Raw genomic sequence first — 24063 nt, forward strand, 5'->3', positions numbered from 1 at the left:
ATACCCCATATTCATTCATATCAAAGTACTCATTACACAAGTCTTACCTATCAATAATTAGTTAAAAATTAAAATTGGAGCATTCCATGTCAATACAAGGAGCCTTTTGGAACAATGCTCTCAAAAATCTTTTTTCGGGTATTTTAAAAATGAAGCATATATAAAAGCTTGTACGTCTTTTCCATTTGCAACCAGAAATTAAAAGCCCTACGAAAACAATCCCTATCGATATTAGCAGAATTTAAAAAAGATGACTCCTGTCGAATACAGAAATCATCTTCTTGAGGTTGCCTAACTTTATAAAAATAACCTTTACAGAGGGTGCAGGTTATTTTTATAATTCACTGTTTCTTCTTACTTCAAATTCATCTTTTAAATATTGTTTAGGCTCTACCTCTAAGTAAGACAACATTTTCTCTGCTATTGCCCTAGCCATTAATGGTGGCACTGCATTACCGATTTGCTGATATTGCCTATCTTTAGAACCTTTGAAGATATAATTATCCTTAAAAGATTGCAATCTAGCTGCTTCCCTTATACTTAATGCCATAGCTTTCGTCGGATGTTGCCACATTGACTTTCGCACATTAATAACTGTTGGTGACGGAATATCATAATTTAATCTCAAATATACCGTATTTTGAGTTCTAGATGCATCGGTATATGACACGTCCTTAAGCTCAGATGAGAGGCTATGGAAGTTTTTCCCGTCTGTTCTCTTTATCTCTTCAAAACGTTGCTGACTTAATGGCTCACTGTCTGTATTTATATGATTATAAATTACATTATCGTTCATATCTGAACGATAATAATGTTGCATTACAGTTTTATTCAGTTCAATATTATAGTCAATCTTATGGGATTCAGTGCTTTTAGCAGGAGTAATACTTTCTAGATCACCAATTGCATCTCTCACAGTAAAATCTATTTGAGTATATCTCTCAGGAAATTTAATTTCCTTATACTGTGTAGCACTTGATTTTATTCCTAAAATCATAAATCTTTGACGTTTTTGCGGAACAAAATAATCATTTGAATGAACTGTCCCTTTCTCTACTTTATACCCTAAATGCTTAAAAAACTTTTCTAAATAAACAACGATATTATATGACTTTACTTTAACAATAACCTTTAATGTTTGATCAACTAATACGAGTGGATCTCCTAATTTTACAATACGCTCTTCTTCTAGTTCTCTCAAATATCTTAATAGTTGATTAATCTCAACAAATCCCTGTAAACTCGCTAATGTTTCTTCATTACTTCTATTATTACCTTGAGTCAGTTTCTTAAATGACTCGACAGTTTCATTAACCATATTCACCAGATGTTCTTCATCTTCTAATTCACCGAACTTATATTCAGAAAGGGATTTTATAATTTTTTGAATCCCTTTTAGTTCTTTCTTCTCTTTAGGGCCAATTGGATTATAAAGTTTTTTCTTCTTCAATTTGCGGACTACACTTCTAATTCTTGAAAGTTCCATTTCACTTGTAATAAATGGTTGCACACATGTAACATTTAAAATTCGATTAAGTAAATTTCCATATTCTACTCTATCAGTTTCGAGTAGAATTAATTCATCTTCTTGCCAAAAAGGATCTTCTTCACCGCTTATATCACTTAAATGTTGTTCAGAACTATACATATAAATTGAATTTTCTACATATTCTGTAACGAAAAACTTATGTGTAGGAGAACTCATTGTTTTAACGTTTTCCATTAAAAAAGCCACTGGTCTAACCGTATCTATAGCACGTGCATATTCTTTTACAAGCTGATTATTCCCTGAAATCAAATAATTTTTTTGTCTATTGGCATTCGAAAAACCTTGGCAGGGTGGTCCACCAATTACTACTGTTTCTGATGGATCAATTCCTTTTTGCATCATAAACTCATGAAAATCAATGCTACTTATATCACTTATTTCACTATTTTTTGGTTTTATTATTATCTCTTTATTATTTTGGTGATTACATATATAAGTTTCAACGGCTTCCTTATTAATTTCCACAGCTCCAACTATTTCAAATCTTCCTGTTTGCTCAAAACCATTACTTAACCCGCCAGCACCTGCGAATAAATCAATTATTTTATACTTTTTTTCTAAATTTCCATCTATATTATTTATCACTTTACATTCATACCTCTCAAGAACATACATTCTACTTTTTCCTTCTATACAGCAGCATACCATCCAATGGGTGTAAAAATCAATAACTGGAAGGAATTTTTTAAAAATATCAGCTCAAAAAACGTCTTATATTATGTACGAATACAATTCGGTTATTATGTTTACAATAAGTAAATATCATACCATGATAAGACTCCTTTTAAAAATACTTGAAAGCTAAATAAGTATAATCAAATTTACATATATAATATTAATTACCAAACGTAATTCCCCATATCTAAAAACATATTAAGTATCCCCCACATTTTTCAGCCCTCCCTCCCCTTTCATATCCCTTACTTTCTCCTCCAAAAACCCCCTACTCTCCCCACTCCCCTTATAAAAACTCTCCCAACCCCGCTCCCTCAAAATCCCCTTCCAACTATCACTCTCCACCATCCTCTTAATCACACTTTCCCAATAAGCAACCTCTTCCTCCGTCATATCTTTTGGGCCCATAATTCCTTTCCAGTGCTGGAATACAACGTCGATTCCTTGTTCTTTCCATGTTGGGATTTCTGGTAGTCGGTCTAGTCGTTTTGGTGCGGATACGGCTAGTATTTTTATTTTGCCGGCTTTGTATTGTTTTTCGGCTTCGGATAGGGTCATGGTTGCGGCGCCTATTTGTTTGTTCGTTAGGGCGTTTATGATTTTTTCTTTGTTTTCGTAGACGAAGAATTGTAGTTCGGCTGGGTTTATGCCGAATGCTTTGCTTACTTGTACGAAGGATAGGTGATCGTCGTTTCCTAGGCCAGGGGCAACGCCGATTTTGAAGTTTTTCTTGTTTTGTTTTAGTTGTTCCATTAGTTCATTTGCATTTTCTATATTCGAGTCTTTTGATACGACAACGACTTCCCAGTCCGATGCGAGAGTTGCGAGCGGCGTGAAGTCTTTATATGTTAGTTTACTGTGGCCTAGTAGGTTGTTCGTTATGAGTAAGCTTGAGTTAATCGCCAGTACGTGACCGCCTTTTTGTTTCGTATATTTCCATCCGACGTCACCGCTGCCACCTACTTTGTTTGTGACTGTGATTGGTTTTGTGAAGATTTTTTCTTCTGTGAGCGTTTTTTGCATCGCTCGTGCTGTTAAGTCCCACCCTGCTCCTTGAACGTTTGGCGCAACGATTTCAACTTTGTCGATGTTCACTTTATTCGTGTGCGTTTTTTCTACAGAACAACCAGCTATTACTCCTGTCATGATCCATATATATAGTAATAATCGCTTTTTCATAATCCTCGTCCTATTCGGTATTTTCGTTCTGGTCGTCCGATAATACCGTATGTGTACTCTACTGTGCAGTCGTTTATCGCTACTAAATATTCTAAGTATCTTCTTGCGGTTGTTCTGGAGGCACCCATTTGTTCTCCCATTTCTTCTATTGTAATGCCCTCTTCGAATCCTTTTATAATCCCTTTCACTTTTTGCAGCGTTAACGGATCCACACCTGTCGGTAAGTTTTTTATGTCTTGTGTTTGCGAAATGCCGAAGAAGTTATCGATTAATGCTTGATTTACTTCATTGTTACTATGTAATAATTGCTTCTTTCTTTTATAGTCTTCAATCGTACGAACAAATTTTTCTAACGTGACTGGTTTTATAAGGTAGTTACTTACACCATTTCGAATTGCTTTTTCTAACATATGGTTTTCATTTGCCGCAGTAACCATAATGACGTCAACGTTTGGAAAGTCAGCATGGATTTTCGGCAATAAGTCTGTACCAATTCCATCTGGTAAATAGTTATCTAATAGAAGCAAATCGATTTCTTCCCTTTGTAGTAGTTCCATCGTTTCTTTCGCATTCAATGCTTTTCCAATCACTTTTACGTCCTTTATTTTTGATAAAAACTCTTCCTGAATTTGTGCGACGCGGAAATCATCTTCTGCAATTGCAACCTTCAACATATGCCCATCCCCCTGTTTGTTATGTACTTTCTCTCAATGTTTTCGGAAGGTAAATTGTAAAAATAGCTCCCCCATTTTTCTCGTTTTGAATTTCAATCGTTCCTTCTAGTAGATCTACCATTTCTTTCACGTTTGCTAGTCCGTAACCACGATTGTTTCCTTTCGTTGAAAATCCTTTTTGAAAAATGGTCGTTATTTTTTCTGCCGGTATCCCAGCTCCACTATCTATCACTTCAAACACAATATCGTGTCCAATATCCGTAACAAAGAAGGAAACATTCTTCTCCTCTTGCTCACTCACCGCATCAAATGCATTATCGATTATGTTTCCAAGAATCGTAATAAGATGCGAAACCTTTATATGGTCTGGTAACGGATGAAGCGCACTATCTCCTTCAATATGAAAATCAATTTTCTTTTCAGATGCTGTCCCGAGTTTTCCTAATAAAATAGCTTGTACTTTTGCATCATGAATTTGATGAAATAAAATATGGTTTTGGCTTTGATGAATATTAGATTCTTGCTGGATAAATTCAATCGCTTCTTTGTAATGTCCTAACTGAAGTAATCCTGATAAGACGAACAGCTTATTTGTAAATTCATGTGTTTGAGCGCGTAAGTCCTCAGAATACTTTCTTACCTCAGATATTGTGTTCACAAGGTTTTGCAGTTCTGTTTTATCTCTAAAACTACATACAACGCCTACCGTACTGTTATTTTCGAGTATCGGCGTCATGTTTAAAATAAACACTTTATCTTGAAACGCGATTTCTTGATCGTTTTCTAGCACTCTTTCCATATTAAAATTTGGTAAAACTTTTGAAATGTGCTGCTGCATATAATCATCATTTACATGCAGCATCTCTTCTGCCGACGTATTCATCATCGTAATAAAACCGTTTTGATCGATAGCGATAATCCCTTCTTTTATAGATAGTAGTATCGCACTTCTTTCCCGGTATAGCGCTGCAATTTCATTCGGCTCTAAACCGAGTGTATCTTTACGAATACTACGAGCTAAAAGAATGCCACCAACAATTCCAGCTACTAATACAGCTAAGGAAAAGAGGATAATTTCTTTCGTTCTGCTCAATATGTTAGATTCAATGCCTTTTATTAGAAACTCCACTGTCACAACGCCTACTACTTGGTCGTAGTTACCGTTATGAACAATAATAGGTGCCTTAGCCATTAAAGCCGGACCACTTACACCATTTCCTTCGAGTGTATAATAGCCACCAAAAGTGAGTGCTTCATAGTTATATGGATTGTTACTCTTTGTGCCAATTAACTCCGAATTAGAATGGGAATACATCACCCCAAAGCGATCTTCTATAATGACATAATCTGCACCAGCTTGCTCTCGAACTTGTTCCGCAATGGATTGGATTGTACTTTTATGCTCGTTATTTTGAAAAGCTTCTTTTATAGCTGGCATAAAAGAGAGCGACTTCGCCGTTTGCAGCGCTAGCTGCTCCACTTGGTGCTTCGTATCAACGGACTGAATGTAAACAAATATCCCCGCTAATAGGAGAACGACAAATAAAATTAACGCCATAATTAAGCCTACTATTTTCGTTTGTAATGACACTTTGCGTGATTTCTTCATACTCCATATCCTTTGATAAAATATTCAAAACTATCAATCTCCTTTTTCTATTATTATGACAAAACGAATAATGAAGCAACTATTAAAACTCTCCATGTACATAAAGTACAAAAAGAATAAAATTGTCATAATATTGAGATTTTACTTCGAAGACAGTACAATTCAACTATAATGAACACGCTTTCATAATTATTATTTTATTTATAAGCAAGGGGAGGAATTAGTGTGGCTCAAGCAAAATCAAACCGAGTTGCCGGTAATATTTTCAAAGGTTCTGTCGGCAATTTAATTGAATGGTACGACTGGTACGTTTACTCTGCTTTTGCTGTTTATTTTTCAGCAGAGTTCTTTCCTAAAGGAGATCCAACGAGTCAGTTACTGAACACAGCAGCTATTTTTGCAGTTGGATTTTTAATGCGCCCTATCGGAAGTTTATTAATGGGACGTTATGCAGATCGGCACGGACGCCGAGCAGCATTAACGCTTTCCATTACGGTTATGGCCGGTGGTTCTTTCATTATCGCCTGTACACCTAGTTACGAAAGCATCGGTATTATGGCACCAATTATTTTAGTTCTTGCCCGTTTACTGCAAGGATTATCACTTGGCGGAGAGTACGGAACTTCCGCAACATATTTATCTGAAATGGCTAGTAGTGGTCGCCGTGGTTTTTATTCAAGCTTCCAATATGTAACGCTCGTTGCTGGACAAATGGTTGCGTTAGGCGTTCAAATTGTTCTTCAGCAATTACTAAGCGAACCAGATATGAAAGCTTGGGGATGGCGTATTCCATTCATTATTGGAGCAATGGGTGCAGTAGCTGTATTATGGCTTCGCCGCACGATGGATGAATCGGAGCAATTTGCAAACATAAAATCACAAAAACGCGAAAGTGCAGGAACTGTTCGCGCGCTTATGAAACATCCTAAAGCAGTATTAACAGTAGTCGGCCTAACACTCGGAGGCACTGTCGCCTTCTATACGTACACAACATATTTACAAAAGTTCATGGTAAACACAGTCGGTCTTCCGAAAGAAGTTGTAAGCTGGATTAACTTTGTCGCACTACTTATATTCGTCGTGCTTCAACCAATTGCGGGACTATTATCCGATAAAATCGGACGCCGCCCACTATTAATGACTTTCGGTATTCTCGGAACATTACTAACAGCACCAATCTTCTTCTTTATGGAAAAAACGACAGAACCAATCGTAGCATTCTTACTCATGATGGTCGGCCTCATTATCGTGACTGGTTACACATCAATTAACGCAATTGTAAAAGCAGAACTCTTCCCAACTGAAATTCGCGCACTTGGCGTAGGTTTGCCATATGCACTAACCGTTGCGATATTTGGCGGAACAGCCGAGTTCATCGCATTGTGGCTAAAAAGTATCGGTATGGAATCACTATTCTACTTCTACGTAGCTGGATGTATCGCGATAAGCTTTATTACGTATTGGCGTATGGCTGAGTCATCGAAGACTTCGCAGATTGAGGCGGAGCTTGGTGGTGGGGATAAACTAGCTAATAATAAATCTAGTTAAAATTATGTATTCTATGATCTTCGTTTATCTGAAAAAGTATAATTCATTAATGTGCAACTTAAAAACCTCTACTTATATGTAGAGGTTTTTAAACTTTATAACAGAAAACATATTCAAATTTACTTTTCTTCTTTTTTGATTATGACATGTATTATTTATAATAAATCATTATGAAACGAAAAAAAGAAGATTATAGAGGTAACATCTCATGTGTATCAACTTAAGAAAAATGAATACCTACTTTATAAGATTCACCAAGCTCAAGTATTCTCTCATTTAAAGCCTTGAAATGCCGTAGAATACTTGAGCTATTGTTTTGCACTAAAACTTGAAGCCTGTCTACCATTTACATATATTTATACATATAGATATCATTCAAAAACACTGGCGGTTCGTTTCACTTTGTGGTAAATTAAACCAATTGAAGTGTAAAAATTATTTCCAAAATGAAGATAATAATTTATAAATATAGTTAACATTCTATTCTTAGTAAGTGGTTAAACAAGGTGATACTTTAAATCATTTAGAGGTTTTCTATCTAATTATACTAAAGTTGAGTGGTGAAACTAATATGAGCCAATGGCTAAGTAATGATAAAATAGCAGACCACGATTTTGGCGGTTGCATATTAAAATTTTTATTAGGTATGAGTATCATTTTTATACTTATTCTATATCCTATTTATTGGCTGTTTTTTCAAGAAATCGAAAAACCTCTTGTAAAAAATACGTCAACTAACCAAGCAAATCACATAGAAATTACAGGGATTTCATATGGACATCTCTTCGATGATAAATACATAAAAATTTACTTTAAAGAAAAAAACAAACTTGTAGAGAAAACAAAAATAAGGGTGGCTAATTTTAATATTGTTAATAGTTCAGACCTTTATGAAATTTCATGGAAAGATAATACTAAGGTTTCAATAGTAATGAAATTTGAATATGAAACTAAAACATTGGAATATGATTTCGAAACGGAAAAAATGGGTGGATATATGAACAGCACAAATAATAACTTATTATAGCCTAATATTCCAAATATATAGGATACACTTCCAAATCATAAAAACTTTTTCCTACTATTTATATTAAAACAACGAAAGGGGGGTGACACTTTGAACAAGTGGGCTATATTATCTTTAGCTTGTGTACCTTACGCTCTCTTAACTATAGTAAATGAAGATACATTAGAAATAGGTGGCTCAGCAAATATATTTTGGAAGATTGGATTATTTGCACCACTTATAGGCGTTTTATTTTCAGCTGGAGCCAGTAAAACTTACCAACGCGTTATGCTTGCCCTATTTAATTTAAGTTACTATTTTGTACTCTACATCTATATGATATACACTTTTTAAAATACTCTTATACTCGTTTTATGAACATATATTTTGGAGAGAAAATCATGAAAAATAAAACATACTATTTATCAATAATTTTCACCAGTCTTGTTTGTTTATTTTTATTTACAAAAGCTTTAGGATTTATCCTCTGGATAAATGGTACACCAATAGACAAATGGGTAGCTTGGGTTGGTTTATTTGCTATTCCGATTTTCATCTACTACTCTTTTCCAGGACGAAGTTTAAAAAAAACACAAAAAATTGTAACCATAGTTATAATAATAGTTCAAATCATATGGCTAAAATGGGCCATTAATCAGTCCAAATATTATGTATATGTTAACAGTAATAACATTCTCCCATCTCCATATATAATTCAGGAGACTCCAAATTCAGATACTCCTATTTCTCTTGGTCAAAGGCTTTTAACTAACTATACATTTTATAAATCAATTCATTCATATCTATATGTAAGAGAAAATGTCACAAAAAGTGATCGAGGCATTGTTGATTGGATAAAACATTTTGATAGCGAAATAAAAGAAGAAGACGACGGGCGCATCTATATAGAAACTTATAAGGGGAAGTTATTTTTCAAGTAAATTGTAAAACTATCCTTAATATTATCTATATAAACAAAAAAGCACCGGATCCCCCCGATGCTTCCCCCACTCTAAAACAAATGACAAGCCACCTCATGCCCCTTCGCAATCTCCACCATCTTCGGTACTTCCTGCGCGCATTTTTCGGTCGCGAATTTACAGCGCGTTCTGAATTTGCAGCCGGATGGTGAGTGTAGTGGGCTTGGTACTTCTCCCTCTAGAATAATCCGTTCCTTGCCTATGTTTGTTGGATCTGGTTCTGGCATGGATGAGAGTAGTGCTTGTGTGTATGGATGTGCCGGTTTTGTGTATAGGTCTTCGCTGTTGGCAATTTCTACTATGTTTCCTAAGTACATGACTCCGATTCTATCTGATATGTGTCTTACCATAGATAGGTCATGTGCGATGAATAAGTATGTGACACCTGTTTCTTCTTGAATATCTTGCAGCATGTTTACGACTTGTGCTTGGACTGAGACATCTAGTGCTGAGATTGGTTCGTCACATAAAATAAAATCTGGTTTTACAGATAGTGCACGCGCGATGCTGATGCGCTGACGCTGGCCTCCACTAAATTCGTGCGGGTAGCGATATAGGTGTTCTTCTTTTAGTCCTACTTTTTTGAGGAGGTCTAGAATGATTTCTTTTTGTTCTTCTTTTTCATAAGATCCGTGAATGTTCATTGGCTCGCTAATAATTTGGAATACATTCATCGACGGATTTAATGATGCGTATGGATCTTGGAAAATGATTTGCATTCGTTTTCTATATTCTTTTAGTTCACTTTCCTTTAAACTTGCGATGTCTTTTCCGTCGAATAAAACGTTACCTGAAGTGACGTCGTGTAAACGAATGATGCTTCTTCCTGTCGTTGATTTTCCGCAGCCCGATTCTCCTACTAATCCGAATGTTTCACCCTTTTTAATTGTGAAGCTTAAGTCATCGACTGCTTTTAATTGTTCCGTTTTTCTGCCGAATAGTCCCTTTTTAATAGGAAAGTATTTTTTTAAGTTCCGAACTTCAATTAAGTTTTCTTCATGCATGTGATTCACCTACTGTCTTATCGTTTAACCAGCACATAGAACGTCTTTCGTTTCCGACTTCAAAATATGGCGGACGTTCTTTTTCACAAATGTCCATCGCATGCGGGCAGCGCTCAGCGAATGGGCAACCTTGTGGCGGGTTTAATAAGTTTGGCGTTACACCTTGAATTGGCGCGAGTCTCTCTTTTACGCCGTTCGATATTTTCGGCAGAGAGTTTAATAGCCCTTTCGTATATGGATGATTCGGCGATTGGAAAATATCAAGTACAGGTCCTTCTTCCATAATAAGCCCGCCGTACATAACGATGACGCGCGTACAGTTTTGCGCCACTATTCCTAAGTCATGCGTAATAAGAAGTAACGCCATATTCGTTTCGTTTTTTAAGTTTTTCATTAAATCTAGTATTTGCGCTTGTATCGTTACATCAAGCGCTGTCGTCGGTTCATCCGCAATGAGAAGGTCTGGATTACAAGACATCGCCATCGCAATCATAACCCGCTGCTTCATACCGCCGCTTAGTTCATGCGGATATTGTTTTACCCTTTCTTCTGGTGACGAAAGACCGACTTGTTTTAACAAATTGACCGCTATCTGCTCTGCTTCTTTCTTTTTTACTTTTTGATGCCGTATAATTACTTCTGTCATTTGCTTCCCAATTTTCACGACTGGATTTAGCGCCGACATTGGATCTTGGGAGATCAGTGAAATTTGATTCCCTCTAATAGCCCGCAATTCTTTTTCAGATTTAGAAAGTATGTTTTCATTATGAAAAAGAATCTCTCCTTCTTTCACTTTCCCTGGTGACGCAACGAGCGACATAACAGATTTTGCCATAACACTCTTTCCGCTACCAGACTCACCAACAATACCAACTACTTCTCCTTTATTTAAATGAAATGTAACGCCACGAACCGCTTCAACCTCTCCACTTTCTATGAAAAAAGAAGTCTTTAAATTTTTCACTTCTAGTAGTTTTTCAGACACGTTCCTCACTCCTCTCACTTAACACTTTAGTTTTCATTTCCAGCTCCTTTTGGCGCGAAAACTTTCTTCAATGCTTCACCAATTACGTTAAAACTAAGTACCGTTAAAAGGATAAGGAATCCCGGGAAGAGTGTTAAATACCAAGCTTCACCGATATACCCTTGCGCATTGTTCAGCATGCTGCCCCAAGAAGAATCTGGTTCTCTAATACCTAAACCTAAGAAGCTAAGTGATGATTCCATTAAAATTGATGTCGCAATCGTTAATGTCGCAGCGATAATAATGGTTGATAAAATGTTAGGAATGATATGTCTTACAATAATCGTGAGTGATTTTTGTCCTGACACTTTTGCATATAAAACGTACTCACGCTCTTTTACAGATAAAGTCTCTGCCCTTACGATACGAGCGGTGTCCATCCATGTTAGTAATCCGATAATAAGAACTAACGTTGTAATTCCTGGTTTTAAATAAGCATTTAATAGTAACATTAAGAAGAATGATGGAATTGACATAAGCACTTCAACAACTCGCATTAAGAAGTTGTCTAACTTTCCGCCAAAATATCCGCTAATCGTCCCAACTGCGGTACCGATTGTAACAGATACAACCATCGCAAGGAAACCAACCGCAAGGGAAACGCGTCCACCATATAACGCTCTCGTTAAGTAATCTCTTCCGTAATCATCCGTTCCGAAAGGATGGCTCATACTAGGTTCTTGTAAGCGATCTGGAATCGACATTTTACTAGGATCGTATGGTGATACAAATGCGAAAATCGATGCGACCGTTAAAACCGTAAGTATAATAACTCCCATTAGTACAAACTTATTTTTCGTAAAACTACTTTTTATCGTTTGAAATCTCCTATTATTCATTCCAAATCACCCCCTCATTCGAATGCGCGGATCTACTACGCCATATAAAATATCAGCAATTAAGTTACCGAGAATTAACATGAATGATGATAGTAATGTAATTGCCATGATAATCGGATAATCAAATCTAAAAATAGCATTTACCCCAAGTGAACCAAGACCCGGCCATGAGAATACTGTTTCCGTAATAAATGCTCCGCCTACTAAACTTGGAATAGATAATCCGAAAATCGTAATGATCGGTATTAATACGTTTCGAAGTACGTGATTAAATAAAACTGTTTTCTTCGAAGCACCGTACGCATATTGAATTTGTACGTAATCTTCCTCTAATTGCTGAATTGTACTGGAACGAATATATCTCATATAAACAGAGACGTTTTGGAACGCAAGCACCATACAAGGTAAAATGCCGTGCTGGACAATATCCAAGAAGGAATCTTGACCGACTGTACGCATACCCATACTTGGAAGAAGGTTCAGCTTTAAAGAGAATAAGTAAATTAATAGTAAGGCGAACCAAAAGACTGGCATTGAAATTCCCACATAAGAAATAAAGTTCACAATGCGATCAAAGATGGAATTCTTTTTCACACCTGTAAGTAGTCCTAGTGGTATTGCGATTACAAATGAGACGAGTAAAGACGATCCCATTAAGCCGATTGTTGCAGGTAACCTTTCTACAATAAGGTCTAAAACAGGACGATGGTTTTGAAGTGAGTAACCAAAGTTCCCTGTTAAAATATTTTTCAACCATAAAATATACTGCATATAAATGGGTTGATCGAGTCCTAAACTTGTGCGAATACGCTCAACATCAATTGGACTCATATTCGGCGTGACAAAGTTTCGAACAGGATCGCCCGGTGCTAGTTTTATTAATAGAAAAGAAATAATAGAAATAACAAATAAAAGCGGAATTGCATTTAAAAGCCTCTTCCCAATTACTTTATACACAAACTTCCCCCCTCAAGATAAAGTGAAACTTTAATAAGTGGGGGTTCTGTCCATCCCCCACTTATTATTAGTTGAACCAATCGGGCTTTTACGGGCAGTTGATCTCTCCCCCTACTTCCTCGCATTCGTCAAATTTTGAGGTGGGAGCCTTACTGCCCGTTAAAGCGGGATAAAGAAGCTGATTTCCACCAGCTTCTTTACAGTTTCTTATTTCACTTCATAAATCTTAGATAAATCTTCAAACATTGTAACTGGAATTGCTTTTGCTTCTTTCAATCCATCAAACTTTTTATCTACTGCAATAACTGCTTTCGGATATGCAATTGGTAGATAAGGTAAGTCTTCTCTCGCTGTCTCTTGAATTTTATGGTATAGTTCTGCGCGTTTCGTTTTATCTGTTTCAACTGCAGCTTCTTCCCATAACTTATCGAAATCAGCGTTTTTATAGCGTGCATAATTGTATTCAGCATTACTTAAGAATAAGCTCTTATATGAATCTGGCTCAGGTCCCATTATGTAACCACCGAATGTAATATCATATTCTTTATTCTCTTTATCTAAGCCTTTTTCACTTGCTGCACTAGCATCTAATGCATTCAGTTCAACTTCTAAGCCAACTTCTTGTAATTTTTGTTGTGTATAAAGCGCTAAGCTTTCCATAATTTTATTATTCGTTACATACATAACGCGTACTTTTTCTTTATCTTTTACGCCAGCTTTTGCTAATAAATCTTTCGCTTCTTTTTTATCATACTTATAATCTTTAATGTCTTTTGCATAATACATAGCATCTGGCGTTAAGATTGAATTTGCTGGTTCTGCAAATTGACTCGAAACGAATGCTGAGTTAATCATTTCTTTCTTATCTAACGCATGCGCGATTGCTTGGCGCACTTCTTTTTTCTTCATAAGATCTGTATTTTGGTTATAAGATAAGTAGAATAATCTACCTTCAGGGAATGTCACCATTGAGAAGTTCCCAGTGCTATCTAATTTCTTAAAGTCTTGCGGCTCAATCATCTTCATGTTGATTTGACCATTTTGCAGCGAAACATTTGCTGTATTACGGTCTTTTACAACGCGGTATACGATAGAGTCTAACTTCGCTTTACCACCTACATAATCATCGAATCGATCTAATGCAACGTACTCATCTGATTTATATTCTTTAAACTTAAACGGCCCTGATCCTACAGGCTGTAAGTTTTTCTTACTCTTCGCTAAATCTGCTTCCCCTTCAAATACATGCTTTGGAATTGGGAAGAAATCATTCATCACACCTTCGAAAGATGCACTTACTTGTGGTAATACGAATTGAGTTGTTAACTCATCCACTTTTTTCACCTCAAGCGGTTTCCCTTTAAAAATAAAGTTTTCACGGCTTGAACTATTTTGCTTCTCATCTAAAATAGACTGGAATGTAAATGCAATATCGTCTGATGTAATTTTCTTACCGTCATGCCATTTCAAATTATCCTTTAATTTTAAAGTCCATGTTAATTGATCCTCTGAAGGCGTAAAACTCTCAGCAAGAACAAACTTTTTCTTACCGTCTTCCATATGATACAGCGGTGCATATAAAGCTTGTTGTATCGTTAACGACACGCGATCATTCGCATAAAGCGGATTCATCGTATCCGGGTTATCGCTAACACCAATCGTTAACGTTCCTCCATCTTTCGGAGTCCCTGATTTACTAGTGCCTGCTTGCTTCGAAGAATCTTTCTCCCCAGAACAAGCCGCTAATGCAATAAGTAGTATTAGGACAAATGGTAATGCAAATAATTTCCGTTTCATCTTTCGGCCCCCTCGAACTAGTTATACCCATAAGAAAACTCGGAATTAATCCCGAGTTTTCTTATAAGTTTTAAATTACCACTACCCGTATATAAAGTCAAACTTTTTCGTAAAGGTAGAAAGTTTGAAATCTATTCATGCATTCTTGCTATAAGCTATATTGATGCGAAGAGCAAAATAAGTTAAAAAACTAGCAGCCTACAAAAAAGTTCTATTAATTGATTGTTATATAGGATTGAAAATGTAGAATAGGATTAAAGATAAAAAAACATTTTCAGGAGGTTATCATGACATTTGATGAATTGAAAAAACAAACCAACAACCGCATGGGTTGAGAATGATGAAGATGGGGAGTTTTTCACTGAAGAAAATATAAGCGCAACAAATACTGTTCTTGACACGTACATTAAAAATTTACAGAAATCAGGAGAGAATCCGACACAAGCCGAAGTCATGCAAGTTGTTAAAGAGCTCATTATTCAAATAAATGAACTAAATGACGACTATGACTACTTTATCGAAACAATGGAAAGAGAAGCTCTCTATGAATTTATCGATGCAGGAGCACGAATAGCTGGCTTAGAATCTGAGGAAGATATAACAGAGGAATGGCGGGAATGGTAACAAAGGCTGCATTTACTCCTTCATAAAAATTCATCCCTTATTCTCCGATTGGAAAATAAGAGACGAACAAAGACAATCTACTTAGCTCCCTTAAGGTTTTAATAGTTTAATATTTGATTTTTAAGTTTGCCTTCACAAATTCCTGTTAACACTGATAATAGGCAAAACAGGCCGTAAAACGGGCGATTAATTTGATCATATAGGTCATACGCTTCGCCAAGTGGAATATCCGAATCATATGGTTGTTCACCCTGTAACAATTACTAACAGCGCGTAGAAAACATTTGGATAAATAAGAGGCAAATCAATGATTAAAAGATTGTAACCCCTACTATAAGAAATACTATTATTATCAAAGGAAGAATGATAATCATAAAGGATATTATTATTGTTAATAATGCTTTCCATGCTGAAAATTGGTGTGCTTCTCCTAAACATTTTAAGGAAATAATAATTGTCCAAATTCCAATAACTATATCGATTATGGAAAAAATAAGAAACAAAATCGTTAAAGTTATGCTACTCTCCATTTTCGGTGTCTCACTCGTAAAGTTTTCTATCCCAAATAAGAAAAATGAAGGCACCCAAACTAATATAAGAGAATAAACGTAAGGGATATAAGAATAGGCAACTGAGTAACGTGTTTTTTCAAATGTACCTTGTCCACCAAGTTTTTTTGCCACCCAATTAAATAACGCTGGTAGCAAAAAATAATAAATTAAGAAAGCAACGAAGGTACCGAATATAACCATTGAGATTATTGAAACTGGACTACTTATTGAATCCGCCATATTTTTAGAAGATGCTCGATCTAAAGTCTGCACGAATGAGCCTAATAAAATGAGTAAAAACACATTCTTAGGTTTGGATATAAAAATTTCTTTCATTGTATCACGTGGTTTTGTCCAAATGGAGAACCAAGGATTAAGTGCACGTTTAAATTGATTTTCTGGATTTTCCATATAAAAAACATTCCCCTTTCTTAAAACATATTAAATATAATTTCCCAATTATCCCAGTTATGTACATATAAATATTAAAGCATAAATAGTCGGTTATTTAAATGTAAATATTCAATCATTTAATTTCATCTAGAATTTAGGGATAGTGCTTCTTAGCAATTCCCTCTATATTGCCTTGCATTTTTAACTATGGGCTGAGTAGTTACTTTCATTTTTGAGTACCTCACATTCTTTAATACATTGGATAAACAGTTATAATTTTATCATCCTATTAAAGAAGGGTTATTTTTAACGCTTCCTCAAGCATTGTATTAAAATCATTATATGTGTTCATTACCGTACCAGATGGTTTATCAAGTTCTAAATAAGTACCTTCAGATATGTTTTTACAAAACCATGCTATATTTGAATCTCCAAGGAAAAGATACTCTTTTTGAAATTCATTTTCATACCAAATCTCATTGGTTTCTATAAGCCCGCAAATTGATTCGTCCCTTTCTGTATCTAACAAATAAGAGTCAACTCCATAAAGTACTAGCCCGTTAAAATCTAATCCATTTACAGTTTTAACAAACTCCTCATATTCACTCGGTAGGTCAACATTAAAACTCTCTTTCATGCGTTCTCTTAATTTCTGAACTTCACTATCTGTTGCTGGTGTATTCAGTTTATCATTAAAACTTTTCTCTATTTTTTCAATTTCTAAAATCAAATTTTTCCACATATAAAAAACTTCTTTCTAAGAGTATTTATTCTCCTTTAGGATAGGTATTATATTTGGGTATAGACCAAGTTATATCTGCACTATCTCCATCTTGTAAGTGTCTAGTTAATGTAAACCATTGCTTCAACTTCTATCAGTTATTTTAGGACTTTCTTTTACATATTTGCCTCTGAATCCCATACCTCTACAAATTCAAAACCTTTTAAATCACTCTCTAAAACTACATTTCTAAATTCGTCAGACACAAAAACAGCAGTAGGATGAATCCTTTTATTTACATATACTTTAAAAATCACTTCATTTTGAATAACATTAGGAGTAAATGCAAATTTTTCACACCCTATTATTAAACCTGTAATTAGTTTTTTAAAAATTGCTTTATCACTATCAATTGCATCTAATACATTTAAAACATGAACTACATAATATACTTCACCTGTTGTATTGTTAATAAGTGGAAGAAACTCAACGTTAGCACCTATTAAAGGTTCTAATAATTTTTTCGCTTGTTCACTAACCATTGGTGCACCAGTTTCCCCAAAAAAATAAGGAAAATCACTATGATTTCCTTCTTCTAGACATTCAATAAATATTTCTCCCCATGAATCTAGTAAAATTGTAGTGGAGTTGAATTTTCCTTCAAAATATTTCTTATCCTTTTTATAATTTAATAGTTGGAAAGACTCATAGTTATTAGATGAGCTCTTCAATTCCCAAATTTTCATTTTCCTTCTCCTTTATATTTAATCTATTCATAAATTATTTCGGGCTATTTAATTTTAAGCTGCCATCTAATAAACGTGTTCTTATGTCATGTAAAGCTGCAACAGCGTCTGCTTGAGTACCACCATATTCTTTAACTTCTTTTAGTACCTTAGTTACCTCTTTCATATAATCCGTACCATGGTTACCTATATGTAACACTTCAGTAGTCACATATTCATTTACTTTATACGGTAAAAATACTCCATTAGCAGCAGAATCATGGTGTATTCCAAATTCTTTTAATAATTCTTGTGCTTCAATAGCCCTTTTATCATTCCAAGGTGTTAGGTGATGTGCTGCATTAGAATATGGGGGTGGTTCAATCCCTGCATCCTTAAGTTCTTCACGTAATATTTTAGATGTTGTATACGAATCAGGTTTTAATGAAGTATACTCTTATGCCCAAACACTAGAAAGTACCTGGTTATTCCCTTCTCGAAAAGGGGAGCAACCCATTAGTAAAATCCAGGCTTATCGACAATTGCAAAAAGCCGGAGATTTTGCCGATGTAGAATCTATTGGTACTCATACCATGCGCAAAACCTTCGGTTATTGGTTCTATAAACAAACAAAAGATGTAGCCATGTTACAAGAAATTTCGAATCACAGCACACCACAAATTACACTTAAATACATTGGTATCAATAAAGAAGAAAAGGATGATATCCTTGATACATTTCTCCTTTAATTTCTTTTAAAATATATATCAACCTATTAAAAAGCAAATAGTAGTCTTCTTTTTCTAATTAAAATATTAAAAACCAAAAAACTAGCTTTTTTGTGACCAATTAGCACAAAATCTCGTTCTGGGGGTACAATAAAATTTTAGCTTGATGGCAATGTGGCGGTAACCCTTTTATAATGATTTTGGGTAAGTTATAAATAGTCTCTACCTATTAATATTGTATAATTCAATAAATTTGTTAAGACTGTCTTCTAATCTCTTAATTGTGTTTGGATACTTTTTTGAATAATCCTCACACATTTTTTTTAAATAATGATAAAGTGTTTGATAATCAATTATTACCTCATCACCACTGTATAATGCAAATTCTACACCTTCAAATGAATCTCCATTGGCAATATCATACTCATCCAAATCTCCTGGAAAAGTACATGCGCCATATTCCTCTCCAAATCCTACTCCTTCACAAACTGAATTGATTACCTTTAAAAATCTTTCATCATCTACCATATTAAACACTGCTTGTATAGGGAAATGAGTTAAATCTAGTAAATCCTCATCTTTTAATCTAAATTCTCTTTGCATACATATCTCTCCTCGTATATCTTTAATTTATTCTGGAAAAAAAGAAGAAATTTCTCCATCTTTATGGTATCCTCTCCAAGTTATCTCTTTACTGTCAACACCTGTCCATTCTCTTGAAAGAACTCCATCACTAGTTTTTAATTTAGCGTCATTAGCTGCTTCAATTCCACGGTTAATAAATTCCTTATCACTTATAATTTTAGGATCATAAATGGTTTTTGTGAATACTTTATTTCCATACTCTCCTGTAGGAGTGCCATCCATATTTAACTTAGGCATATTGTATTCTACTGTTTTTACACCTGGAATTTTTGAAGGTGATTCACTGACTATTTTTATATCGTTTTTAAAGAACTCTTCACTGTTGTGTGCTCCACCAATACCTCTCCTTCTTGGAACAGAGGGGTCTATGTTTTTAATATGATTTTCTAATTTAGGAGTCGCTTTAAAGGTATTATCGACTTCTTGTTTAACTCCACCACTAGATCCATTAGAAGAAGACTGGAATTTTTGAAGAGTATCCTTACCATTTTGAATTGCATTACGCCCAACAAATACACCATGTCCAACAAGACTAACTCCAGCCGTTGTAGCAGCTGCATCAAATGTAATAGCAATTGGTGCTGCTAATCCACCAGTTCCTACTGTTGCGACTAGAGTTAAAAAATTAGAGCCGCCTATGACAGTAAGACCTTCTAGAATTTCTATAATGGATGCCGCTCCTGCTATAACATTTCCCGTGAACCTTCCCGCTTGATAAGTTAACTTGCTTTCTAATTCATCATTATCAGGTGATTCTAGTCCAATAACGCTTTCGAAAGCCGCGCTGCCAGCGCCTTGAAAAAATTCTTTCATAAATTCCCAAGTACTGATAGCTGTTTTTTCATACCATGGTCTATTGGCTTCTTGTTCTCGTAAAGCAATTGCTTTTTCAATTTGTGCTTTACGAGCTTTACTTTCTGTAATTGCTTGAATAGGACCCGTCCACTCCATATTCAACCCTTGCGTACTAAATGTACCACTTGCAGGACTAAATCCTTTTCCACCTTGAACTTCAGCAAGACCAGTAGCAATACTAGATGCTAGTTGAAGGGCCGTGCTGTAGTTATTACTGGACGTATAATTGAATTCATATAGATGCTCTAATTTTTCTTCAAGTTTTTTTCTCATCGCAACTAAGACTGCAACAATTGCGTCTATTCCAGGCATTGGCATAGCTACATCTACCGCTTCTATACTTGCAATCGATTGATTGATTTCCTGTATTTGTTCTCTTATCTCTTGTTCAATTACATCTGTCGAAGCGACTTGTGATTGAAATTGACTTGGAAAAGCATCATTCCGACGAATCAATTCTTCACACAAATAAATAATTCCTTGCGCTAAAGGACGAAAGGTTTGTACAAAAAATGATTTTGCACTGCTATAAGTTTGTCCTTGTAGAACAGTATCAATTGCAAAAGCATCAATCGACTGAATTGCTTGTTCCATACCTTGAATGGTGGCCGTACATACAGCGTTCATACTTTGAGTTTGGTTTTGTACTTCTCCCAAATACATATTTAAACTCATGCATTGATCTCCCTTGCTAATTGTTGTTGTTGATAGGAAAGGGCGTTTTCTAAATCATTGAGGTCTCGTCTTTCTTGAAGCAACGTTTCTTTTTTGTTTTCCAATTCAAATGTGACTTTTCGTTCAATATGTTGTGCATCTTGATACGTATTCATAAAAAACTGAGACATTTCTCTATCACCATGCCAAGTTCCTAAAATTCGATCAAACAAACGACGATTTCGACTTCTACATTCATAAAAATCTGCTTCCGCTTGTTCTTGAGCTTGAATTGCGAATTGATTTCGGTCTTGTTCTTCAAATACATTTCGTAACTTTAAATTTAACTCTTTAATTTGGTTTTCAATATCTCGATCCATCTTTTTCCTCCTACTATTTTACTTTACGTAGGTTGTCACATTAACGAAAAGTGTTGTGAAGTTCATTATCCATTCTCTCAAACTCGTTAGATACCGAATGAATATTATCAACCGCTCGTTGAAAGGCAGCGAAAAATTGTTTCGTCAAGTCTAAAACTTGCTGATTCGCTTCTTGTGCTTTGAAATTAACAGACAACGTTGTACGCGTCGCCTTTGTTATAGAACGACTGGTTGCACTTTGAATCCTATCGGAGGCTGATCCCATTTTCGTAGCAATTTGCGTTGCTGTTTGTAAATTACTTTGAAATTGTCCCATTCTTTCAAACCCTTTCTATAAGTTTTCCAAATGCATCAAAGAAACCTCAATAAATATATATCCCTATCAATATCACTCGCGCTAGGCATGCAATCAAATGAGCCATACAATATAATCTGTATGGCTCATTTGAAATGCTTGTTATATAGAGTAAAACAATTTTTATTTCAAACCGAAATTACGTGATAATTCTTCATCATGAGAAGCAACAGCCTCTGCAGTTTTATTCAGCTGCATATTAATTTCTTGCAATAGCTGTGCAAAGTTTTGTACTTTTGGCTTTAATTCATTGAACTGTTGATCAAAACCTTCGAAAGCACGACCTTCCCATTCTCCTCTTAATTCATTTTGCAAGGTTTGTAATTGACTTAAAATGTCCTCAATTTGATTTGCACCTTGTCCATATCGAGTCGCTTTCGATTTAAGCTCCTCTGGTGACATACGAATTTGTCCAGCCATTTTTATTTCCCCTTTAATACATAATGAGCAAAATATATATTGGTTAATTTTACTAAATATATTATAATGTATTATTTTGAACTTTTAAACACTTCATCTCTCTATTGAATATTAGAATATTAACATTCAATTTTTCTTGCTTTACAAAATTTCATGCAAAAAAGAGGAGCCATCTCCTCTTCATAAATAAACACTATTTAATTTGTTCCTTATACTCATTGTTAACAACTACATACCATTTTCCTGTATCAAATTTTTCTTTATTAATCACGTAAACTTTACTTTCTCTCATTACCTCCCCTGGTTTTAATCCCTTAGTAATAGTAGAGGTCTCGCCTTTTTCAACCGCATAACTACTAGCTGCCCACACATCACTTTGGTAAGCATTATCATTTTCATCCACTAAATCCACTGATGGTAAAACGGCTAATTTCATCGGTTCGTTTGTGATATTTTTCCCTTCTGCTTCTACAACAATAAAGACATGTCCATCTTCAGGTTTTTGGAATCCTATACTCTCTTTACCAACCTTATCTCTTTCTACAACTCTTTTTACAGTTACATCAAATTTAGGTGTATGAAAATCCTTGTTTACAGCATACTCTTTTTCTTTTATTTTTGATTTCTCTTTTGTTTGTTCTGTATTTTTCTGCTTTGTATTCTCTTTCGTTTTCGCCTCATCAGTTGTTTGCACTTTCTTTTCTTCTTGTTTAGAATTGGTTTCTTTAGATTCTGAAGAAGTTTTGTCGGATGTATTGCCGCAACCAGATAAATTGAATACTAAAGCGCCACCTAAAATACATGTAGTAAATTTTTTCAACATCTCTTTTTATCCTCCAATAACACAATATGTAAATTTCTTACTTATCATAGCAAAAAACACGATCTTAAATTGTTGCATTATGTCGAATGATTAAGAATAATCAATCGTTTTTACATGAAATGAGTTAAAAAACTAGTAGCTTATAGAAAACCCCTCTAAAATGATTGTTATATATGATCGAACATGAAGAATGAAATTAAAGACAAAAAACACATTTAGGAGGTTATTATGACATTTGATGAATTGAAAAAAAACAAACCAACAGCCTCATGGGTTGAGTATGATGAAGATGGGGGATTTTCCACTGAAGAAAATATAAGTGCAACAAATACGACTCTTGACACTTACATTAACAATTTACAGCAATTAGGAGAGAATCCGACCGAAGCCGAAGTCATGCAAGTTGTTAAAGAGGTAGTTATGAAAATAAATGAACTAAATATCGAACATGACCATTTTATCGAAGCAATGGAAAGAGAAGATCCCTATGAATTTATCGATGCAGCTGCACGAATAGCTGGCTTAGAATCTGAAGAAGATATAACAGAGGAATGGAGGGAATGGTAAGCAAGCTGCATACTTGTTTTCTAAATTTACTCCTTCATACAACTTTGTCCCTTATTCTCCAATTGGAAAATAAGGGACAAACAGAGCCAATCAAATACTGATATATATTAAAATCTCCATTCATTTCCCATTACTTTAAAATACATCTTTTCAAATCCCCTAAAATACTTACTGTAAATACTTAACGTTTCAATATACGTATGAATAACTTCGCTTAAATCAAAATGAGCACCATCTTTAGCTAAGTCATAGCTATCATCTAGACCATATAATTCAAAGTATTCTGCCTCCCAATACACACCCCTGTTGACTAAAAGTCTGGTGGTGCATTTAATTGATTCTTCAATCGTCAGTTCATGTTCTTTTAGTTTTTCATGAATGATGGAAAGAGTTAATTTAATAGTGTATTCTTCATCAACCGTGCTACTAAACTCAAATAACTTCCCTTCCATATCATCTATCTTTGCTTTAGACATTAAAGATATCTCAATTAATTCATATGGCGGATTTTCACTTACTTCAATCAATTTATCACACCATTGAATTACTTCAGCTTTACTCCACAACCCACAGCAAAGTCCTAAGCCATAAATATGAGTTAATTTTCGAACTAAATCCAAAGTTTCTCACCTGCATTTTTTTAAATTTCAACAGAATATATGATACATCACATTTGAGATGCATACAGGCATTATAAACAAAAAGAACACCACAATCTCAATATACTTTCATGTGCCAAAATATATGGACCGACAAACCAAACAAAAAAAGACCACCAAAA

General features: G+C 34.9%; 25 protein-coding genes and 2 pseudogenes. 7 read left to right on the forward strand and 20 right to left on the reverse strand.

Annotated features, from left to right (window positions below; genetic code table 11):
* Nucleotides 1-334: 334 nt before the first annotated feature.
* From Q9B79_RS20865 to Q9B79_RS20880, 4 genes are all read right to left on the reverse strand, one after another.
* Nucleotides 335-2164, reverse strand: coding sequence for a DNA cytosine methyltransferase (locus Q9B79_RS20865; protein WP_306187233.1), 1830 nt, complete (start codon nucleotides 2162-2164; stop codon nucleotides 335-337).
* Between the two features lie 258 nt (nucleotides 2165-2422).
* Complete coding sequence (locus Q9B79_RS20870; protein WP_306187235.1) at nucleotides 2423-3403, reverse strand: tripartite tricarboxylate transporter substrate binding protein; 981 nt, start codon at nucleotides 3401-3403, stop codon at nucleotides 2423-2425.
* Nucleotides 3400-4077 carry a response regulator gene (locus Q9B79_RS20875; protein WP_306187238.1) on the reverse strand — a complete coding sequence of 226 codons (678 nt, stop codon included), beginning with the start codon at nucleotides 4075-4077 and terminating at the stop codon, nucleotides 3400-3402. The genes Q9B79_RS20870 and Q9B79_RS20875 overlap by 4 nt, the downstream gene beginning before the upstream one ends.
* Before the next feature lie 19 nt (nucleotides 4078-4096).
* Complete coding sequence (locus tag Q9B79_RS20880) at nucleotides 4097-5686, reverse strand: ATP-binding protein (RefSeq protein ID WP_306187240.1); 1590 nt, start codon at nucleotides 5684-5686, stop codon at nucleotides 4097-4099.
* Nucleotides 5687-5911: 225 nt separating this feature from the next.
* Between Q9B79_RS20880 and Q9B79_RS20885 the strand changes: the two genes are divergently transcribed.
* From Q9B79_RS20885 to Q9B79_RS20900, 4 genes are all read left to right on the forward strand, one after another.
* Nucleotides 5912-7234, forward strand: a complete 1323-nt coding sequence (locus Q9B79_RS20885; protein WP_306187243.1) for an MFS transporter — start codon at nucleotides 5912-5914, stop codon at nucleotides 7232-7234.
* A 571-nt stretch (nucleotides 7235-7805) separates the two neighbouring features.
* Nucleotides 7806-8261 (forward strand): hypothetical protein, encoded by a 456-nt coding sequence (locus tag Q9B79_RS20890; RefSeq protein WP_000084805.1) that lies wholly within the window; start codon nucleotides 7806-7808, stop codon nucleotides 8259-8261.
* 90 nt (nucleotides 8262-8351) lie between these two features.
* Nucleotides 8352-8594 (forward strand): hypothetical protein, encoded by a 243-nt coding sequence (locus Q9B79_RS20895; protein WP_001045661.1) that lies wholly within the window; start codon nucleotides 8352-8354, stop codon nucleotides 8592-8594.
* A 47-nt stretch (nucleotides 8595-8641) separates the two neighbouring features.
* Nucleotides 8642-9181: a hypothetical protein gene (locus tag Q9B79_RS20900; protein WP_306187247.1), complete on the forward strand. Its 540-nt coding sequence runs from the start codon at nucleotides 8642-8644 to the stop codon at nucleotides 9179-9181.
* Nucleotides 9182-9252: 71 nt separating this feature from the next.
* Here Q9B79_RS20900 and Q9B79_RS20905 read toward each other — a convergent pair whose 3' ends face one another.
* The 5 genes from Q9B79_RS20905 to Q9B79_RS20925 form a co-directional block, all read right to left on the reverse strand.
* Nucleotides 9253-10224 carry an ABC transporter ATP-binding protein gene (locus tag Q9B79_RS20905; protein ID WP_306187249.1) on the reverse strand — a complete coding sequence of 324 codons (972 nt, stop codon included), beginning with the start codon at nucleotides 10222-10224 and terminating at the stop codon, nucleotides 9253-9255.
* Nucleotides 10217-11209: an ABC transporter ATP-binding protein gene (locus Q9B79_RS20910; RefSeq protein ID WP_306187251.1), complete on the reverse strand. Its 993-nt coding sequence runs from the start codon at nucleotides 11207-11209 to the stop codon at nucleotides 10217-10219. Before Q9B79_RS20910 ends, Q9B79_RS20905 begins: the two co-directional genes overlap by 8 nt.
* A gap of 26 nt (nucleotides 11210-11235) precedes the next feature.
* Entirely contained in the window at nucleotides 11236-12087 is an 852-nt protein-coding gene (locus Q9B79_RS20915) for an ABC transporter permease (protein ID WP_306187253.1), read from the reverse strand.
* A gap of 6 nt (nucleotides 12088-12093) precedes the next feature.
* Nucleotides 12094-13044, reverse strand: coding sequence for an ABC transporter permease (locus Q9B79_RS20920; RefSeq protein ID WP_048566940.1), 951 nt, complete (start codon nucleotides 13042-13044; stop codon nucleotides 12094-12096).
* A 207-nt stretch (nucleotides 13045-13251) separates the two neighbouring features.
* Nucleotides 13252-14841: an ABC transporter substrate-binding protein gene (locus tag Q9B79_RS20925; RefSeq protein ID WP_306187257.1), complete on the reverse strand. Its 1590-nt coding sequence runs from the start codon at nucleotides 14839-14841 to the stop codon at nucleotides 13252-13254.
* Nucleotides 14842-15128: 287 nt separating this feature from the next.
* On the opposite strand from Q9B79_RS20925, the pseudogene Q9B79_RS20930 reads away from it, so the two are divergent.
* Nucleotides 15129-15465, forward strand: a pseudogene (locus Q9B79_RS20930) (hypothetical protein).
* A gap of 311 nt (nucleotides 15466-15776) precedes the next feature.
* On the opposite strand, the gene Q9B79_RS20935 reads toward Q9B79_RS20930, so the two are convergent.
* The 4 genes from Q9B79_RS20935 to Q9B79_RS20950 all read right to left on the reverse strand — a co-directional run bounded on the left by Q9B79_RS20935 (nucleotide 15777) and on the right by Q9B79_RS20950 (nucleotide 18270).
* The gene (locus Q9B79_RS20935; protein WP_306187259.1) at nucleotides 15777-16427 is read right to left on the reverse strand and encodes a Yip1 family protein; all 651 of its coding nucleotides are present in this window, start codon (nucleotides 16425-16427) and stop codon (nucleotides 15777-15779) included.
* Nucleotides 16428-16698: 271 nt separating this feature from the next.
* Nucleotides 16699-17151 carry a YrhA family protein gene (locus Q9B79_RS20940; RefSeq protein WP_306187261.1) on the reverse strand — a complete coding sequence of 151 codons (453 nt, stop codon included), beginning with the start codon at nucleotides 17149-17151 and terminating at the stop codon, nucleotides 16699-16701.
* A 155-nt stretch (nucleotides 17152-17306) separates the two neighbouring features.
* Entirely contained in the window at nucleotides 17307-17876 is a 570-nt protein-coding gene (locus Q9B79_RS20945) for an imm11 family protein (RefSeq protein ID WP_306187263.1), read from the reverse strand.
* A gap of 34 nt (nucleotides 17877-17910) precedes the next feature.
* Nucleotides 17911-18270 carry an AHH domain-containing protein gene (locus Q9B79_RS20950; RefSeq protein WP_088121407.1) on the reverse strand — a complete coding sequence of 120 codons (360 nt, stop codon included), beginning with the start codon at nucleotides 18268-18270 and terminating at the stop codon, nucleotides 17911-17913.
* A 25-nt stretch (nucleotides 18271-18295) separates the two neighbouring features.
* Between Q9B79_RS20950 and Q9B79_RS20955 the strand changes: the two are divergent.
* Nucleotides 18296-18604 (forward strand): annotated as a pseudogene (locus Q9B79_RS20955) (tyrosine-type recombinase/integrase); the annotation flags it as partial.
* Between the two features lie 201 nt (nucleotides 18605-18805).
* Here the strand turns inward: Q9B79_RS20955 and cdiI are convergent.
* The 6 genes from cdiI to Q9B79_RS20985 form a co-directional block, all read right to left on the reverse strand.
* On the reverse strand, nucleotides 18806-19186 hold the full coding sequence (cdiI, locus tag Q9B79_RS20960; RefSeq protein ID WP_086389951.1) for a ribonuclease toxin immunity protein CdiI: 381 nt from the start codon (nucleotides 19184-19186) through the stop codon (nucleotides 18806-18808).
* Nucleotides 19187-19213: 27 nt separating this feature from the next.
* Nucleotides 19214-20758: a T7SS effector LXG polymorphic toxin gene (locus Q9B79_RS20965; RefSeq protein WP_306187268.1), complete on the reverse strand. Its 1545-nt coding sequence runs from the start codon at nucleotides 20756-20758 to the stop codon at nucleotides 19214-19216.
* Nucleotides 20755-21117: a DUF3958 family protein gene (locus Q9B79_RS20970; RefSeq protein ID WP_306187270.1), complete on the reverse strand. Its 363-nt coding sequence runs from the start codon at nucleotides 21115-21117 to the stop codon at nucleotides 20755-20757. Before Q9B79_RS20970 ends, Q9B79_RS20965 begins: the two co-directional genes overlap by 4 nt.
* A 40-nt stretch (nucleotides 21118-21157) precedes the next feature.
* Nucleotides 21158-21433 carry a TIGR04197 family type VII secretion effector gene (locus Q9B79_RS20975; RefSeq protein ID WP_306187273.1) on the reverse strand — a complete coding sequence of 92 codons (276 nt, stop codon included), beginning with the start codon at nucleotides 21431-21433 and terminating at the stop codon, nucleotides 21158-21160.
* A 162-nt stretch (nucleotides 21434-21595) separates the two neighbouring features.
* Nucleotides 21596-21892 carry a WXG100 family type VII secretion target gene (locus Q9B79_RS20980; RefSeq protein ID WP_306187275.1) on the reverse strand — a complete coding sequence of 99 codons (297 nt, stop codon included), beginning with the start codon at nucleotides 21890-21892 and terminating at the stop codon, nucleotides 21596-21598.
* Between the two features lie 193 nt (nucleotides 21893-22085).
* Nucleotides 22086-22715, reverse strand: coding sequence for a hypothetical protein (locus tag Q9B79_RS20985; protein ID WP_098098326.1), 630 nt, complete (start codon nucleotides 22713-22715; stop codon nucleotides 22086-22088).
* 228 nt (nucleotides 22716-22943) lie between these two features.
* On the opposite strand from Q9B79_RS20985, the gene Q9B79_RS20990 reads away from it, so the two are divergent.
* Nucleotides 22944-23282 carry a hypothetical protein gene (locus Q9B79_RS20990; protein WP_306187278.1) on the forward strand — a complete coding sequence of 113 codons (339 nt, stop codon included), beginning with the start codon at nucleotides 22944-22946 and terminating at the stop codon, nucleotides 23280-23282.
* A gap of 107 nt (nucleotides 23283-23389) precedes the next feature.
* Here Q9B79_RS20990 and Q9B79_RS20995 read toward each other — a convergent pair whose 3' ends face one another.
* Nucleotides 23390-23902: a hypothetical protein gene (locus Q9B79_RS20995; RefSeq protein WP_046957205.1), complete on the reverse strand. Its 513-nt coding sequence runs from the start codon at nucleotides 23900-23902 to the stop codon at nucleotides 23390-23392.
* Nucleotides 23903-24063 lie beyond the last annotated feature (161 nt).

It is taken from the genome of Bacillus sp. MHSD_36, from assembly GCF_030757775.1.
GTDB lineage: Bacteria > Bacillota > Bacilli > Bacillales > Bacillaceae_G > Bacillus_A.

What these genes read in the sequence shown, in the direction of transcription:
- Q9B79_RS20865 (WP_306187233.1), bottom strand. Translation starts at nt 2,164, where the DNA reads ATGTATGTTCTTGAGAGGTATGAATGTAAAGTGATAAATAATATAGAT.
- Q9B79_RS20870 (WP_306187235.1), bottom strand. Translation starts at nt 3,403, where the DNA reads ATGAAAAAGCGATTATTACTATATATATGGATCATGACAGGAGTAATA.
- Q9B79_RS20875 (WP_306187238.1), bottom strand. Translation starts at nt 4,077, where the DNA reads ATGTTGAAGGTTGCAATTGCAGAAGATGATTTCCGCGTCGCACAAATT.
- Q9B79_RS20880 (WP_306187240.1), bottom strand. Translation starts at nt 5,686, where the DNA reads ATGAAGAAATCACGCAAAGTGTCATTACAAACGAAAATAGTAGGCTTA.
- Q9B79_RS20890 (WP_000084805.1), top strand. Translation starts at nt 7,806, where the DNA reads ATGAGCCAATGGCTAAGTAATGATAAAATAGCAGACCACGATTTTGGC.
- Q9B79_RS20900 (WP_306187247.1), top strand. Translation starts at nt 8,642, where the DNA reads ATGAAAAATAAAACATACTATTTATCAATAATTTTCACCAGTCTTGTT.
- Q9B79_RS20905 (WP_306187249.1), bottom strand. Translation starts at nt 10,224, where the DNA reads ATGCATGAAGAAAACTTAATTGAAGTTCGGAACTTAAAAAAATACTTT.
- Q9B79_RS20915 (WP_306187253.1), bottom strand. Translation starts at nt 12,087, where the DNA reads ATGAATAATAGGAGATTTCAAACGATAAAAAGTAGTTTTACGAAAAAT.
- Q9B79_RS20925 (WP_306187257.1), bottom strand. Translation starts at nt 14,841, where the DNA reads ATGAAACGGAAATTATTTGCATTACCATTTGTCCTAATACTACTTATT.
- Q9B79_RS20935 (WP_306187259.1), bottom strand. Translation starts at nt 16,427, where the DNA reads ATGGAAAATCCAGAAAATCAATTTAAACGTGCACTTAATCCTTGGTTC.
- Q9B79_RS20940 (WP_306187261.1), bottom strand. Translation starts at nt 17,151, where the DNA reads ATGTGGAAAAATTTGATTTTAGAAATTGAAAAAATAGAGAAAAGTTTT.
- Q9B79_RS20945 (WP_306187263.1), bottom strand. Translation starts at nt 17,876, where the DNA reads ATGAAAATTTGGGAATTGAAGAGCTCATCTAATAACTATGAGTCTTTC.
- cdiI (WP_086389951.1), bottom strand. Translation starts at nt 19,186, where the DNA reads ATGCAAAGAGAATTTAGATTAAAAGATGAGGATTTACTAGATTTAACT.
- Q9B79_RS20965 (WP_306187268.1), bottom strand. Translation starts at nt 20,758, where the DNA reads ATGAGTTTAAATATGTATTTGGGAGAAGTACAAAACCAAACTCAAAGT.
- Q9B79_RS20970 (WP_306187270.1), bottom strand. Translation starts at nt 21,117, where the DNA reads ATGGATCGAGATATTGAAAACCAAATTAAAGAGTTAAATTTAAAGTTA.
- Q9B79_RS20975 (WP_306187273.1), bottom strand. Translation starts at nt 21,433, where the DNA reads ATGGGACAATTTCAAAGTAATTTACAAACAGCAACGCAAATTGCTACG.
- Q9B79_RS20980 (WP_306187275.1), bottom strand. Translation starts at nt 21,892, where the DNA reads ATGGCTGGACAAATTCGTATGTCACCAGAGGAGCTTAAATCGAAAGCG.
- Q9B79_RS20985 (WP_098098326.1), bottom strand. Translation starts at nt 22,715, where the DNA reads ATGTTGAAAAAATTTACTACATGTATTTTAGGTGGCGCTTTAGTATTC.
- Q9B79_RS20990 (WP_306187278.1), top strand. Translation starts at nt 22,944, where the DNA reads ATGACATTTGATGAATTGAAAAAAAACAAACCAACAGCCTCATGGGTT.